The sequence below is a fragment of the Streptomyces sp. NBC_00620 genome (genome assembly GCF_026341825.1).
Taxonomy (GTDB): domain Bacteria; phylum Actinomycetota; class Actinomycetes; order Streptomycetales; family Streptomycetaceae; genus Streptomyces.
The window spans coordinates 878,719-892,098 of the sequence record NZ_JAPENY010000002.1 but is presented as its reverse complement, the minus strand read 5'-3'; the positions used below and the strand labels follow the sequence as shown (position 1 = coordinate 892,098).

15 protein-coding genes are annotated in these 13,380 nt (G+C 71.3%); 7 read left to right on the top strand and 8 right to left on the bottom strand.

Annotation, left to right across the window (positions count from 1 at the left end):
- Positions 1-64: 64 nt before the first annotated feature.
- The 3 genes from OG246_RS23195 (at position 65) to OG246_RS23185 (ending at position 2,730) form a co-directional block, all read left to right on the top strand.
- Positions 65-670 carry a hypothetical protein gene (locus tag OG246_RS23195; RefSeq protein ID WP_266466778.1) on the top strand — a complete coding sequence of 202 codons (606 nt, stop codon included), beginning with the start codon at positions 65-67 and terminating at the stop codon, positions 668-670.
- 120 nt (positions 671-790) lie between these two features.
- Positions 791-1,525 (top strand): 3-keto-5-aminohexanoate cleavage protein, encoded by a 735-nt coding sequence (locus OG246_RS23190; RefSeq protein ID WP_266466775.1) that lies wholly within the window; start codon positions 791-793, stop codon positions 1,523-1,525.
- Positions 1,526-1,662: 137 nt separating this feature from the next.
- A complete protein-coding gene (locus OG246_RS23185; RefSeq protein ID WP_266466772.1) occupies positions 1,663-2,730 on the top strand; it encodes an RNA ligase (ATP) in 1,068 nt (355 codons plus the stop codon).
- A gap of 37 nt (positions 2,731-2,767) precedes the next feature.
- On the opposite strand, the gene soxR is transcribed toward OG246_RS23185, so the two are convergent.
- Positions 2,768-3,304 (bottom strand): redox-sensitive transcriptional activator SoxR, encoded by a 537-nt coding sequence (gene soxR / locus OG246_RS23180; RefSeq protein ID WP_266466769.1) that lies wholly within the window; start codon positions 3,302-3,304, stop codon positions 2,768-2,770.
- A gap of 107 nt (positions 3,305-3,411) precedes the next feature.
- Here soxR and OG246_RS23175 point away from each other — a divergent pair, with 107 nt between their 5' ends.
- Complete coding sequence (locus tag OG246_RS23175) at positions 3,412-3,873, top strand: MaoC family dehydratase (RefSeq protein WP_266466766.1); 462 nt, start codon at positions 3,412-3,414, stop codon at positions 3,871-3,873.
- A 25-nt stretch (positions 3,874-3,898) separates the two neighbouring features.
- Here OG246_RS23175 and OG246_RS23170 read toward each other — a convergent pair whose 3' ends face one another.
- The 3 genes from OG246_RS23170 to OG246_RS23160 form a co-directional block, all read right to left on the bottom strand.
- Positions 3,899-4,525 carry a TetR/AcrR family transcriptional regulator gene (locus OG246_RS23170; protein ID WP_266466763.1) on the bottom strand — a complete coding sequence of 209 codons (627 nt, stop codon included), beginning with the start codon at positions 4,523-4,525 and terminating at the stop codon, positions 3,899-3,901.
- 84 nt (positions 4,526-4,609) lie between these two features.
- Positions 4,610-4,897, bottom strand: a complete 288-nt coding sequence (locus OG246_RS23165; protein ID WP_266466760.1) for a YiaA/YiaB family inner membrane protein — start codon at positions 4,895-4,897, stop codon at positions 4,610-4,612.
- Between the two features lie 121 nt (positions 4,898-5,018).
- Positions 5,019-6,170: an acyl-CoA dehydrogenase family protein gene (locus OG246_RS23160; protein WP_266466757.1), complete on the bottom strand. Its 1,152-nt coding sequence runs from the start codon at positions 6,168-6,170 to the stop codon at positions 5,019-5,021.
- A 67-nt stretch (positions 6,171-6,237) separates the two neighbouring features.
- Between OG246_RS23160 and OG246_RS23155 the strand changes: the two genes are divergently transcribed.
- From OG246_RS23155 to OG246_RS23145, 3 genes are all read left to right on the top strand, one after another.
- Complete coding sequence (locus OG246_RS23155; protein WP_266466754.1) at positions 6,238-6,879, top strand: TetR/AcrR family transcriptional regulator; 642 nt, start codon at positions 6,238-6,240, stop codon at positions 6,877-6,879.
- 424 nt (positions 6,880-7,303) lie between these two features.
- Complete coding sequence (locus OG246_RS23150; protein WP_266466751.1) at positions 7,304-8,029, top strand: helix-turn-helix transcriptional regulator; 726 nt, start codon at positions 7,304-7,306, stop codon at positions 8,027-8,029.
- A gap of 83 nt (positions 8,030-8,112) precedes the next feature.
- Entirely contained in the window at positions 8,113-9,039 is a 927-nt protein-coding gene (locus OG246_RS23145; RefSeq protein ID WP_266470821.1) for a DMT family transporter, read from the top strand.
- A gap of 238 nt (positions 9,040-9,277) precedes the next feature.
- Here the strand turns inward: OG246_RS23145 and OG246_RS23140 are convergent, their stop codons facing one another.
- The 4 genes from OG246_RS23140 to OG246_RS23125 form a co-directional block, all read right to left on the bottom strand.
- Positions 9,278-10,360: a Zn-dependent alcohol dehydrogenase gene (locus tag OG246_RS23140; protein WP_266466748.1), complete on the bottom strand. Its 1,083-nt coding sequence runs from the start codon at positions 10,358-10,360 to the stop codon at positions 9,278-9,280.
- A 40-nt stretch (positions 10,361-10,400) separates the two neighbouring features.
- Positions 10,401-11,789, bottom strand: a complete 1,389-nt coding sequence (locus OG246_RS23135; RefSeq protein ID WP_266466745.1) for an aldehyde dehydrogenase family protein — start codon at positions 11,787-11,789, stop codon at positions 10,401-10,403.
- A 121-nt stretch (positions 11,790-11,910) separates the two neighbouring features.
- Entirely contained in the window at positions 11,911-12,735 is an 825-nt protein-coding gene (locus OG246_RS23130) for a class F sortase (protein WP_266466742.1), read from the bottom strand.
- A complete protein-coding gene (locus OG246_RS23125; protein WP_266466739.1) occupies positions 12,722-13,351 on the bottom strand; it encodes a hypothetical protein in 630 nt (209 codons plus the stop codon). Before OG246_RS23125 ends, OG246_RS23130 begins: the two co-directional genes overlap by 14 nt.
- Positions 13,352-13,380: the final 29 nt, after the last annotated feature.

Here is a 13,380-nt window from a genome sequence, read left to right as displayed (position 1 = left end):
TCCGTACGACGACGACGCCGAAGTGACCGAAGTACAGGTGCAGGTGTGACGGAGGTGCAGGGCGATGGCCGGTTTCCGGAGTCTGGCGAGACAGGTGCGAGATCCGAGGAGTGATCTGGCACTGCGGCGCTACTCACTGCGCAAGTGCCTTGAGAGGTTCGCCCCTTACGGGCATCGGGCGACCTGGGACCATCTGAGCTCGCGGGCCGGCTTCGGCCCCGAGGACCGCTCCCCCGATCCGGCGCGGCTCGTGGCCGCACTGGACGAGCTGGAGGAAGCCCGCTCCGTCTGGCTCGCCTATGAGGCCGGGTTCGCGGAGCGGCGCAAGAAAGAGAAGCACGACGGGCTGCGCAGGCCGGGCAGCGTGGACGACTGGCACCGGCTGACCTGGGGCGGCTTCGGAGTCGCGTGGTGCGACGACCCCCGGATCCACCCCCATGAACCACTGGCCGAGGTACTGCGCCGGCTGATCGCCGCGTTGGAACGCGAGCCGGGTGCGGTGTGCCCGGTGTGCGCGGGCGGGCGCCTCGACTGGAAGTACGACCTGGCGCACGAGCCGTCGTCGGGTCCTGTCTGCACGCGCTGCGGAATCGTGGTGCCGCGGCCTGTTCTGACCCCTGAGGCGCTGGCGGAGGCCAGGCGCGGACAGTTGCTGCTCGCGTCGGCGTGAGTGTTCGGCCGGATCGGCCGGCCGGGAACTGCGGGTGAGCCGTCCGCCGCGGGTTGTTCGTGGCTGGGCGCGCAGTTCCCCGCGTCGGGGTTGTCAGTGGCGGGTGCCACTATCGAGGGCATGGTGCAGGTCTGTGTGAACGGAGCCCGGGGAGCCGGTGACGGTGCCGCCGTGCCGTTGTCGCCCGGGGACATGGCCGAGTCCGCGGCCGGGGCCGTCGCGGCCGGAGCGTCGGACATCCATGTCCATCCCAAGTCTCCCTGCGGGGACGACACCTTGTCGCCGAAGGCGCTCACTCCGACGCTGGAAGCAATACGGGCACGGGTGCGCGTCCCGGTCGGCGTGACCACCGGCGCCTGGGCCGAGCCGGACCCCGCGGCCCGCCTGGAGCGCGTCCGCTCCTGGACCGTCCTGCCCGACCACGCCTCGGTCAACTGGCATGAGCCGGGCGCCGAGGAACTCGCGGCGGCGCTCCTCGACCGCGGAATCGGCGTGGAGGCGGGCATCTGGTCCGGCACGGAGGGCGCCGCGCGGTTCGCGACGTCACCGCTCGGGCCACGGGTGCTGCGCGTCCTCGCCGAGGTGATGGACACCTCGCCCGACACCGCGGAGAGGTCGGCCCACGCCCTGCTCTCAGACCTCGGCACCGCCCACGCACGCCCCGTCCTGCTGCACGGCATGGACGGCGGCACCTGGCCGGTGCTGCGACTCGCGGGGCGACTGGGGCTCGCCACCCGGATCGGCCTGGAGGACACTTTGCTGCTGCCGGACGGTGAACTGGCTGTATCCAACGGCCAGTTGGTGGCACAGGGCCTCGTCCAGTACCAACACGGGTGGGATCAGCGCTCCTCGTAGGGCAGCGAGACGAACACCTCGCCGACGACGCCCACGGCCATCCCGACGCTACCAGCCGCAAATCCGCTGGCTCCAACCCTTTCCCGTCCGGACAGTTGGGGGCGATGAAACACAGCTGAGAAACCCGAGGAGTCCCGATGTCGACGCTGCGCGTCACCGCCGAAGTGCTGACCATCCATGAGCATCCCAACGCCGACGCCCTCGAACTGGCCCAGGTCGGCCTGTACCGAGCCGTCGTCGCCAAGGGCGCCTACCGCACCGGCGAACGGGCCGTCTACATCCCGGAGCAGTCCGTGCTTCCGGCCGAGCTCATCGAAGAGCTGGGCCTGACCGGGCGGCTCGCGGGGAGCAGTTCGGACCGGGTCAAAGCCGTACGGCTGCGCGGCGAGCTGTCGCAGGGCATCGTCTGCCGCCCGGCGGCGCTGGCGGAGGTCGACCTGGCGAAGGCGGCCGAGGACGGGACCGACTTCGCGGAGGCGCTCGGCATCGTCAAGTGGGTGCCGCCGATCCCGCCCACGATGAACGGCGACGTCGAGTCCGCGGCCGGTCTGCTTCCCTGGCTCGACATCGAGAACATCCAGCGGTACCCGGACATCTTCGCGCCGGGCGAGCCCGTCGTCCTGACCGAGAAGCTGCACGGTTCGGCCTGCCTGCTGACGTACCTCGCCGACGAGGGCCGCGTCCATGTCTCCTCCAAGGGCTTCGGCGCCAAGTCCCTCGCCCTCAAGGAGGATCCACGCAATCTGTACTGGCGAGCCGTGCACGGCCACGGCGTCCCGGAGGCCGCGGCCCGGCTCGCCGAGCGGCTGGGCGCGCGCCGGGTCGGCATCTTCGGCGAGGTGTACGGAGCCGGCGTACAGGACCTGACGTACGGCGCCGACGGCCGCCGCGAGACGCTCGGCTACTCCGTGTTCGACGTGTCCGCGGAGATCGACGGCGAGATCCGCTGGCTGGACGCGGCGGCGCTCCTCGACGGCGAACTGCCCCTGGTTCCACGGCTGTACGAGGGTCCGTACGACATCGACCGCGTCCTGGAGATCGCCTCGGGCCGGGAGACCGTCTCCGGGCGCGGGCTGCACCTGCGCGAGGGTGTCGTCGTACGGCCTGCCGCCGAGCGGTACAGCCCGGTGACGGGTGGCCGGGCCATCGCGAAGGCGGTCAGCCCGGCGTATCTGACACGGAAGGGCGGCACGGAGTACGAGTAGGCGGACGGGGTCGGGTGTACGGAGCCCGGGGCGCCGTTCAGCGGCAGTCCTCGGGCTCCGGCTCCTTCTGCGGTACGGCGGGAGCGGCGGCGCGCCTGTCCGGTCCGACGGCCGGGCGGGCGCGTTCCGCCATGAGGCGGGAGCCCGTCAGGCGCTCGCCGAAGACATCGTCGGGGTTGGAGAGCACACAGTTCTCCAGGGACAGGCAGCCGCAGCCGATGCAGTCGGTGAGATGGTCCCGCAGGCGGCCCAACTGCTTGATGCGGTCGTCGAGTTCGGAGCGCCAGGCCTCCGAGAGGCGGGCCCAGTCCTCTTTGGTCGGGGTGCGCTCCTCGGGGAGTTCGGCGAGCGCCTCGCGGATGGTGGCGAGCGGGATGCCGACGCGTTGCGCGGCACGCACGAAGGCGACGCGGCGCAGCGCGTCCCGGTGGTAGCGGCGCTGGTTTCCGGTCGTGCGGCGGCTGTTGATGAGGCCCTTGGACTCGTAGAAGTGCAGGGCGGAGACGGCGGCGCCACTGCGCGCCGACAGCTGGCCGACGGTCAGCTCGTGGATCTTCTCAGGGATCTGGGGCACCCCTCCAACCCTACCCACCTCGCCACCCGTCCGGTCCGTTGACATCCGGCCCGCACCCGACCATGCTAAGCAGTCGCTTAGACATTGACATGCGGGAGGCCAGGGACATGGCAGAGCCGAGGATCTTCAAGTCCGCCGACGAGCTGAAGTCGGGCGTGGGCGAGCAGTTGGGCCACAGCGACTGGCTGGAGATCGACCAGAAGCGGATCGATCTGTTCGCGGACGCCACGGGTGACCACCAGTGGATCCACGTGGACCCGGAGAAGGCCGCCACGGGCCCCTTCGGCACGACCATCGCACACGGCTACCTGACGCTCTCACTGCTCCCCGCGCTGGTGCCGCAGGTGATGCGCGTCGAAGGCATGAAGATGGGCGTCAACTACGGCACCAACAAGGTCCGTTTCCCCGCGCCCGTCCCGGTCGGCTCCCGGCTGCGCGCCACCGCCGTCCTCACGGATGTCGCCGAAGCGGGTGGCGGCGTGCAGGTCACGGCGACGGTGACGGTCGAACGCGAGGGCGGCGACAAGCCGGTGTGCGTGGCGGAGTCGGTGTCCCGCTACTACTTCTGAGGCTTCCGAGCCGGTCCCCGCGGGGCTACGGCTTGGCCCCCACCATCCGCAGTACGAGGTCGGCGTAGAGCGCGCCGACCTCGTCGGGGGTCCGGGGCCCGTTGACGTTGAACCAGCGCGCCACGTCGATGCAGAGCGAGAGCACCGCGAGCGTGGTGCCCGGCACGTCGGGCACGTCGAACTCGCCCGCCGCGACACCGTCCTGGATGATGCCGCGCACAGCGGCGTCGGTCTGCCGCCGCAGAGCCACGATCTCCGCACGCGCGTCGGGACCGAGAGCGTCGAGCTCGTACTGCACGACGCGCGCGGTGGTGTGCTGCGCGGCATGCCACCGTACGAAGGACCGCACGGCGTCCGAGAGCCGCTCGGCGGCGCTGCCGTCACCGTCCGCCGCGGTCCGCAGAATGTCGATCGCCTTGTCGTGCCCGATCCGGCTGATCCGGTGGAGCAGCTCTTCCTTGGTCTTGTAGTGGATGTACAGCGCGGCCGGGCTCATGCCCGCGCGGCCCGCGATGTCCCGGGTGGTCGTCGCGTGGTACCCGCGCTCGGCGAAGGCCTCCACGGCGGCGACCAGCAGCCGCCGGGCCGCGTCGGGGGTGACCTCGGCCCACGCCTGCGCCTCGGCGCCGGCCGTTTCCTCCGCCGTACTCATCGCTGGTTCGCCCCTTCCACTGGCAGGGTGACACCATACCCCCGAACCTGAGCGAGCGCTTAGCATGCCCGCTCAGGGAGCGGATCAGAGCTTCTCGAAGGGGTCGTGTTCGGCGAGCAGCTTCTCGAGTCTCGCCTGGTCGACCCGGCTGACGATCTGCCCGGCCTCCTGACGGTCCCGGATCACCTTGGCCAGCGTGAAGGCCGAGGTCACGAGGTAGAGGACGGCGATACCCAGGAACGCGCGCACCCAGGCGTCGGTCTGGAGGTTGAAGATGCCGAGCGCGGTGGCCCCCATCGCGACACCGAAGGAGGCGACGGCCTGCCCGTAGAAGGCCGCGGTGGACTGCTGCTTGACCGATGTCTCACTCATGGGAATCAGAGTCGGCCACGGCGCTCCGGACCACATCCGCTCGGGTACTCACTTGCGTACTCAGCCGCACCCCGGGACCACCCCGGGACCTCGATGCCTCAGAAGAACGCCGCAGAACACCTCAGAACGCCGAAACGCCGGTCAGCGCCCGCCCGATCACCAGCTTCTGGATCTGGCTGGTGCCCTCATAGAGGGTCATCACGCGGGCGTCGCGCAGCAGCTTGCCCACCGGGTACTCGTCGATGTAGCCGTAACCGCCGAAGACCTGGAGGGCGTTGTTCGCGGCACGCACGGCGGCCTCGGATGCGAAGAGCTTGGCCTTCGAGGACTCGGTGGCGAACGGCAGCCCGCGGTCTACGAGATCGGCGACCCGCCAGGTCAGCAGGCGCGCCGCGTCCACGTCCACGGCGATGTCGCTGAGCAGCTCCTGCACCAGCTGGTGATGGGCGATCGTCTTGCCGAACTGCTCCCGCTCGGTCGCGTACGTCACCGCCGCGTCCAGCGCCGCCTGGGCAATGCCGACACAGCCCGCGGCCACCGACATCCGCCCCTTGGCCAGCGCGGACATCGCGACGGCGAAGCCCTTGCCCTCCGGCGCGATCATCGCCGAAGCGGGGACGCGCACGTCCTGGAGGACCAGCTCCGCCGTGGCCTGCCCGCGTAGTCCGAGCTTGCCGTGGATGGTGCGGCGGGACAGTCCCGGCGTGTCGGTCGGTACGAGGAAGGCGGAGACGCCCTTGTGTCCCGGGGCGTCGGTCGACCGGGCGAAGAGGAGTACGACATCGGCCCAAGTCCCGTTCGTGATGAACATCTTGGTGCCGTTGATGACGTACTCGTCGCCATCGCGGTCGGCCTTCGTCGACAGGTTGCCCGCGTCCGAGCCGGTGCCGGGCTCGGTGAGCCCGAAGCATCCGACGTACTCGCCGGAGGTCAGCCCCGGCAGCCACTGCCGCTTCTGCTCCTCGCTCCCCCAGTACGCGATCGTCTTGGCGACGAGGCCCAGCGAGACGGACACGATCCCGCGCACGGAGGAGTCACCGCGGCCCAGCTCCTCCGTCACCAGGCAGTACGCGAGGTGGTCGCCGCCGCTGCCGCCGTACTCCTCGTCGATCGTGAGCCCGAGAAAGCCGACCTCACCGAGCTTCTTCACGATGGACCGGTCGACGTCCTCCGCACGGTCCCACTCGATGACATGCGGGGCGATCTCGCGGTCCACGAAGTCCCTGGCGAGCCGCCGGACGGCGGTCTGCTCCTCGCTGAGCTCCAGGTTCATGACGAGTCACCCCACTACATTTTAATTAGCACTGCTAGTTTCTAGGCGCAGCCCTACTATGTGCGCCATGGCCCGACCGCGCAAGCCCCTCCTCAGCACGGACCGCATCGTCGGCGCGGCACGTGCGCTGGTGGACGCCGAGGGCCTGGCCGCCGTCTCCACGCGGCGGCTCGCGGCCGAACTGGGGGTCAGCGGGCCGTCCCTCTACAACCACTTCGCGACCAAGGACCTGATCCTGGAGGCGGTCGCCGACTCGGTCAGCGCGCAGGTCGACCTGTCGATGTTCGAGGACGGGCGTGACTGGCGTACGGCGCTGCACGACTGGGCCGTGTCCTACCGGGCGGCGCTGCGCGACCATCCGAACATCGTGCCGGTGCTTGCGCGGGGGCCCGGGCGGCGGCCTGCGGGGCTGCGGCTGGCGGACGCCGTCTTCGGGGCGATGGTCGAGGCGGGGTGGCCGCCGTCGCAGGCCACGTCCATCGGCGCGCTGATGCGCTACTTCATCATGGGCTCCGCCCTCGGCTCCTTCGCCGGCGGCTTCGTCGACGACGCGGCGGCGTACGATCCCGCGGACTATCCCCACCTCGGGCAGGCCCATCTGCTCGCGGAGCACCAGGAGAAGATCGATGAGCGGGCCTTCGAGGTGGGGCTGAGGGCGTTGCTGGATGGGTTGGCGGTGCGGTTCGAGGGGCTGGGGCGGGGGGAGTGAGGGGTTTTTCGCCCCCTCCGCCCCTACCCGTCCCTTGTTCCTGGGGGCTCCGCCCCCAGACCCCCGCAATCGCGCTGACGCGCTCGTCCTCAAACGCCGGACGGGCTGAAAGACCTTCCCCGGCCGGGGCTGAAAGATCTACCGCGGGGGCCAAAGATCTGCCGGCCGGGGCCGAAAGGTTCCCTGGCCGGAACTGAAGGGTTCGGTTCTCTGGCCGGGCCTGAAAGCTTCTCTGGCCGGGGCTGAAAGATCTGCCGCCGGGGCGAAAGATTCAGCTCCGGCCGGGGAAATCTTCAGCCCCTCCGGCGTTTGAGGAGCGGGGTCTGGGGCGGAGCCCCAGGAACAAGGGACGGGTAGGGGCGGAGGGGGCGAAAAAAATCCCACCCCCACCACCCTTCGGTGCCCGCCGAAGTGTTCCCGGCGCATGCTGGACGGCATGACAAGGGCGAGGAACCCGGCAGGGCCGGGGCTGGCGGCGCTGGCAGGGCTGATCGCCGATGAGACGCGGGCCTGCATTCTGCTGGCGTTGCTCGACGGCCGGGCATGGACCGCCGGCGAGCTGGCGCGTCACGCCGGGGTCGCCGCGTCCACCGCCAGCGAACACCTCGGCAAGCTGGTCGCGGGCGGCCTGCTCACCGAGGAACGCCAGGGCCGGCACCGATACGTACGACTGGCCGACACCGGCGTCGCACAGCTCGTCGAGGACCTCGCCGCCCAGGTCGCACCGACCGCCACCAGGCAACCCCGCACCCTGCGGGAGTCCGGCGCCGGATCCGCGATGGCCCGCGCCCGCACCTGCTACGACCACCTCGCCGGCCGCCTCGGCATCACCCTCACCGACGCCCTGACGGACCGCGGCCTCCTCCGCCAGGACACCGGCTTCGCGCTCACCGACGCCGGCCTCCGCTGGTTCGACACCGCCGGCATCGGCCTGGACCGCACCGGCCGACGCCCCCTGACCCGCTCCTGCCTCGACTGGACCGAACGCCGCCCCCACCTCGCGGGCACCGCCGGCGCGGCCCTGTGCCGCCACGCACTCGACGCGCGCTGGTGCGTACGGATCGGCTCGGAGCGAGCGGTCAAGGTCACGCCCGAAGGCGAACGGGCCTTCGCCGGCCTCCTCGGTATCGAGGCCACGGCACTGCACTGAACGAGGGCAGCACCGAACCTCCAGGCACACCGTCCGAAATCCGCCAGACCCTGCCTCCACACCCACCTAGCCTCAGGAGCATGATGACCACCCCGGCCCACGCCACCGCCCGGCGGACCGACAAACTCGCCGCGGGCGCCGCGACCGTCACCGTCGTGCTGTGGGCCTCGGCCTTCGTCTCGATCAGGAGCGCGGGGGCGGCGTACTCGCCGGGTGCGCTCGCCCTCGGAAGGCTGCTGGCGGGAGCCCTCATTCTGGGCGCCATCTGCCTTGTACGCAGGGAGGGTTGGCCACCGCGTTCGACCTGGCGGGGCATCGCCATATCCGGAGTGCTCTGGTTCGGCGTCTACATGGTCGCCCTCAACTGGGGCGAGCAACATGTGGACGCCGGTACAGCGGCACTGGTCGTGAACATCGGCCCGATCATCCTCGCCCTGCTCAGCTCCCGGCTGCTCGGCGACGCCATGCCGCCGCGCCTGCTCGCGGGGATGGCGGTGTCGTTCGCGGGGGCGGTCGCCGTGGGGCTCTCGATGTCCGGCGAGGGCGGCTCCTCGGTCCTCGGGGTCGTCCTGTGTCTGCTCGCGGCCGTCACCTACGCGGCCGGGGTCGTCGCCCAGAAGCCCGTCCTCGGCCGGGCGAGTCCGCTCCAGGCCACGACGTTCGGCTGCCTCGTCGGGGCGGTCGCGTGCCTGCCGTTCGCCGGGCAACTCGTCCACGAAGCGGCGGACGCGCCCGTGTCGGCGACGCTCAACATGCTTTACCTGGGCATGTTTCCGACCGCGCTGGCGTTCACGACGTGGGCGTACGCGCTGGCCCGTACGACGGCTAGCCGGATGGGGGCGACGACGTACGCGGTGCCTGCGCTCGTGGTGTTGATGTCCTGGCTGTTCCTGGGCGAGGTCCCCGGGCTGATGACGCTCGCGGGCGGGGTGCTGTGCCTGGCCGGGGTGGCGGTGTCCCGGTCACGGCCGAGGGCGGCCGCGCCGGAGCGGGAGCCGGAACGGGCCTGAGCTCGGGGGGTTTTCGCCCCCTCCGCCCCTACCCGTCCCGTCTCTGGGGGCTCCGCCCCCAGACCCCCGTATCGCGCTGACGCGCTCGTCCTCAAACGCCGGACGGGCTAAAAGATCTTCCCCGGGGCTGAAGGGTGCAGCCCCCACGGGTGGGTGGGGGATCGGGACGGCGCACCTCGCCCTCAAGCGCCGACGAGGCTGAAAGATCTCCGGCCGGGGCTGAAACCCGAGGCACGCTCTAAAACACCACCACCGCCCGTCCCCCCTTCCCCGCCACCATGTTCTCGAACGCCCCCGGAATCCCCTCCAGCCCGATGCGCTCCGTGACCAGCGCCCCCAAGTCCAGCCGCCCTGCCCGTACATGCTCGGCCAGTACCGGCAGATCCCGCGCCGGGTCGGAGTTGCCGTACACGCAGCCGGAAAGGGTCCGTCCCCAGTGGAAGATCTCCAGAGCGTTGAAGGTAACCTGCTGGTCCTTGCCGCCGATGCCGACGACTGTGGTGCGGCCGCCGCGTCGGGTGGAGTCCCAGGCGGTGCGGATGGTGACGGCGCGGCCGACGCACTCGACGGCCACGTCGACGCCCTGCTTGCCGGTGAGGGCGCGGATCTCGCGGGCGGTGGCGTCGGAGGCCACGACGTAGTCGGTGGCGCCCGCGTCGCGCGCGAGTGACTCCTTGGCGGGTGAGACGTCGACCGCGACGATCTTCGAGGCGCCCGCGATCCGGGCCGCCTGCAGCGCCGCGAGCCCGACCCCGCCGGCCCCGAACACGGCGACGGTCTCCCCCTGTTGGACCTTGGCGGAGTGGTGGACGGCGCCGTATCCGGTGAGGACGGCGCAGCCGAGGAGGGCGGCGTCGGTGAGGGGCACGCCGTCCGGCAGGGGGAGTACGCATCCGGCGGCCACGACGGTCTCCTCGGCGAACGCGGCGACGTTCAGGCCTGGGTGGAGATCGCTCCCGTCGGAGGCGCGCCGTGCGTAGACGTCGCCCGCGCCGCGCAGCGCGTTGGCGCACAGCCACACCTCTCCCAGCGAGCAGGTGTGGCAACTTCCGCAGGATGGCGCCCAGTTGAGGACGACCTCGTCGCCCGGCACGACGTGCGTGACGCCGTCCCCGACGGAGATGACGGTCCCGGCGCCCTCATGGCCAAGCACCGCAGGGACGGGCACCCGCATGGTGCCGTCGGACAGGGAGAGGTCGGAGTGGCAGACCCCGGCGGCGGCGAGCCGTATGCGGACCTGTCCGGGACCGGGTTCCGGCAGGTCTATATCGGCGATCTCCAAAGGAGCGCCCACGGCGGGAAGTACGGCTGCGCGAACCACGTGCGTGCTCCTGAGGACTAGAACTAGAGGGACTTGAGGGCTAGAACTGGAAGGACTTGGTCTGGAGGTACTCGGTCAGTCCGTGCGAGCCCAGTTCACGTCCCACGCCCGACTGCTTGTAACCGCCGAACGGGGCAAGGGGGTTGAACCGTCCTCCGTTGATGTCGACCTGCCCGGTGTCGAGTCGCCGCGCGAAGGCGACGGCCTCCGCCTCCTCGGCCGCCCAGACGGCGCCCGCGAGCCCGTACACCGTGCCGTTGGCGATCCGGACGGCTTCCTCCTCGTCCTCGTACCGGATGATCGACAACACCGGCCCGAAGATCTCCTCCTGAGCGATCGTCATGTCCGGTGTGACGTCGGCGAAGACGGTCGGGCTGATGAAGTACCCCTGCTCGCGCGGGGATTCGGGGCCGCCCACCACCAGTCGCGCGCCTTCCGCGATCCCCTTCTCGATGTAACTCCGCACCCGGGACCGCTGTTTGGCGCTCACGACCGGGCCGATGCGGTCGCCGTACTTGGTCGCGGCCGCGGCGGCGAGCCCGACAGCCTCCTCGTACTGCGAGGTGTGCACCAGCATCCGGGTCCAGGCACTGCACGTCTGACCGGAGTTGGACATCACGTTGGCGACGCCGACGTTGACGGCCTTGGCGAGGTCGGCGCTCGGCAGGATGACATTGGCCGACTTGCCGCCGAGTTCGAGGGCGACCCGCTTGACCGCCGCACCGGCCGTCGCGCCGATCCGCCTGCCGACCGCCGTGGAGCCAGTGAAGGAGACCAGGTCCACATCCGGGTGTTCGGCGAGGGCCTGGCCCGCGACCGGGCCGAGGCCGGTGACGAGGTTGAAGACCCCCGCCGGAAGGTCCGCCTCGGCCACTGCTTCGGCGAAGAGCTGGGCGGTCAGCGGGGTGTCCTCGGCGGGCTTCAGGACCACCGTGCAGCCGGCCGCCAGGGCTGGGGCGACCTTGGCGACTATCTGGTGCAGCGGGTAGTTCCAGGGCGTGATCGCGCCGACCACGCCGACAGGCTCGTGATAGACGGTCGAGTTGCCCACCTTCTCCTCGAAGGCGTACGTCGCCGCCAGCTCGGCGTACGAACCCGCCACCAGGATCGGCACCCCCGCGTGCACCGCCTGCGAGAACGGCAGCGGCGACCCGAGCTCGGCCGTGACGGTCTCCGCTATCTCGTCCTTGCGCGCGACGAGTACGTCGCGGAGGGCGGCCAGCTTCGCGGCCCGCTCGGTGGGCGGGGTCGCGGCCCAGCCGGGGAGGGCGGCACGGGCGGCCCGTACGGCGTGGCCGACGTCCGCGGAGGTGCCCGCGGGGACCCGGCCGATCACCTGCTCGTCGACCGGGTTCACGACCTCGATCGTGTCCGCGCCGGCGGCGAGGCGCCACTCGCCGCCTATGTACATGCCGTGATGAGCCTTCATCGTGTTCCTCCCGGGCAGGGCAGCGTCGCCCGCCCCCAAACTAGCGATGTTAGTTTTCTGACGCCAGAGTGCCCGGGTGCCGGGTGCCCAGGTGCCCGGGAAGCTTCACGCTGCCGTGGGCTCATGTGCCGCGGGCGCGGCCCCGGGTCTCCGTGAGATGCGCGAAGACGACGACATTGCTGGCGTACCCCTTCTTCCGGTCGTACGTGCCGCCGCAGGTGATCAGACGCAGCTCGGGGCGCCCCCTGTCCCCGTACACCTCCTTGTTGGGGAAGTGCGCCTTCTCGTACGTCTTCACCGCGTCCACGGTGTAGACGGCGGTCCGCCCGTCGGCGCGCCGGGCCTCGACGAGTCTGCCGGGCCGGAGTTGCCCGATCGCGGCGAATACGGCGGGCCCCGTCCTGGTGTCGAGGTGGCCGACGGCGACAGCGGTGCCCCGCTCGCCCGGCGTCGGTCCGCCCGCGTACCAGCCGACGAGTTTCGGGTCGTCCACCGGAGGAGCGGTGAGCCGCCGTTCCCGGTCGAGCCCGAGGCCCATGACCGGCGCCTCCAGACCGAGGTACGGGATGGCGAGCGAGGCCGCCGGGGAGCGCGGCAGCGGCCTGGGCGGGGGCTTCGGCCGGGCGGGCCGGACCGGCCGGGTGGGCGCGGGGCGGAGGGGGTTCGCGCCGCCGCGCCCATCGGCGCCGGAACGGTGGGACTTCGTCCCGCGTCCTTCACCCTCGGCGCGATGGGACTTCGCACCGCGCGCATCGCCACTGCCGCTGCCGTTACCGTCGGCGGCGACCGGAACCTGGGCCAGGTTCGCGGTCGCGTCCGTGGGTTCGTCCTCCCCCGCCCACCAGACGCCGCCCACCACCAGACAGACGGACATCACGAGGGTCCGTGTCAGGCGGTAGGCGCGCGTCCGGTACCAGGGCCTGCGGGCGCGTCTACGCCGCGCCATCGGGGCGACGGCGCAGCCGGAGGTACACGGCTCCCCCGGCCACGACAAGGCCTACGGCCGCCGCCCCGGCGACCGGCGCGAAGTCCTGGGTGTGGGCGAGGCCGCCGCCGCCCGCGGGGGGCCCGCCGTGCGGTCCGCCCGGACCACCGCCGGGTCCGCCTGGACCACCGCCGGGTCCGCCGGGGCCGCCACCCGGGCGGTCCGGGCAGTTGACCTTGAAGACCTTGTGCTTGCCCGCGCCGTTGCCGCCGTCGATCTTCCAGGTGAGCTTGTACTGCCCGTCGGGCAGCGTCAGGTTCGCCGTCCGGCCAGCACCCGTGTCGAGGGTGATCTTCCCGCCGAGGGTGGCACCGCCGGTGACCGCGGGCTGCGTCACGAGGGTCCAGGTGATGCCCTCCGCCACGTCGAAGTTGAAGGCGTCGAGGTAGAACAGGCACACCTTGGGCTGGTTCAGGCGGGCCTCGACGGCCGTGCCCACCACGTGGACCTTGACGGTGCCGTTGTCACCGGGAGCGGCGAACGCGGCCGGGGCTGCGGCGAGGGTGGATCCCACGACTGCGAGAGCCGCGAGGGTGACGGCACTCCGGCGGCGGCCTGGAAGGGACGAGGTGGGCATGCGAGTTCCTCCGAATCAGGTGATTGTCA

Coding starts and splice junctions, on each gene's coding strand:
- OG246_RS23185 (WP_266466772.1), top strand. CDS start 1,663: ATGTCGACGCTGCGCGTCACCGCCGAAGTGCTGACCATCCATGAGCAT.
- OG246_RS23165 (WP_266466760.1), bottom strand. CDS start 4,897: ATGAGTGAGACATCGGTCAAGCAGCAGTCCACCGCGGCCTTCTACGGG.
- OG246_RS23130 (WP_266466742.1), bottom strand. CDS start 12,735: ATGGCGCGGCGTAGACGCGCCCGCAGGCCCTGGTACCGGACGCGCGCC.
- OG246_RS23190 (WP_266466775.1), top strand. CDS start 791: ATGGTGCAGGTCTGTGTGAACGGAGCCCGGGGAGCCGGTGACGGTGCC.
- OG246_RS23145 (WP_266470821.1), top strand. CDS start 8,113: ATGACCACCCCGGCCCACGCCACCGCCCGGCGGACCGACAAACTCGCC.
- OG246_RS23135 (WP_266466745.1), bottom strand. CDS start 11,789: ATGAAGGCTCATCACGGCATGTACATAGGCGGCGAGTGGCGCCTCGCC.
- OG246_RS23125 (WP_266466739.1), bottom strand. CDS start 13,351: ATGCCCACCTCGTCCCTTCCAGGCCGCCGCCGGAGTGCCGTCACCCTC.
- OG246_RS23170 (WP_266466763.1), bottom strand. CDS start 4,525: ATGAGTACGGCGGAGGAAACGGCCGGCGCCGAGGCGCAGGCGTGGGCC.
- OG246_RS23175 (WP_266466766.1), top strand. CDS start 3,412: ATGGCAGAGCCGAGGATCTTCAAGTCCGCCGACGAGCTGAAGTCGGGC.
- OG246_RS23150 (WP_266466751.1), top strand. CDS start 7,304: ATGCTGGACGGCATGACAAGGGCGAGGAACCCGGCAGGGCCGGGGCTG.
- OG246_RS23155 (WP_266466754.1), top strand. CDS start 6,238: ATGGCCCGACCGCGCAAGCCCCTCCTCAGCACGGACCGCATCGTCGGC.
- OG246_RS23195 (WP_266466778.1), top strand. CDS start 65: ATGGCCGGTTTCCGGAGTCTGGCGAGACAGGTGCGAGATCCGAGGAGT.
- OG246_RS23160 (WP_266466757.1), bottom strand. CDS start 6,170: ATGAACCTGGAGCTCAGCGAGGAGCAGACCGCCGTCCGGCGGCTCGCC.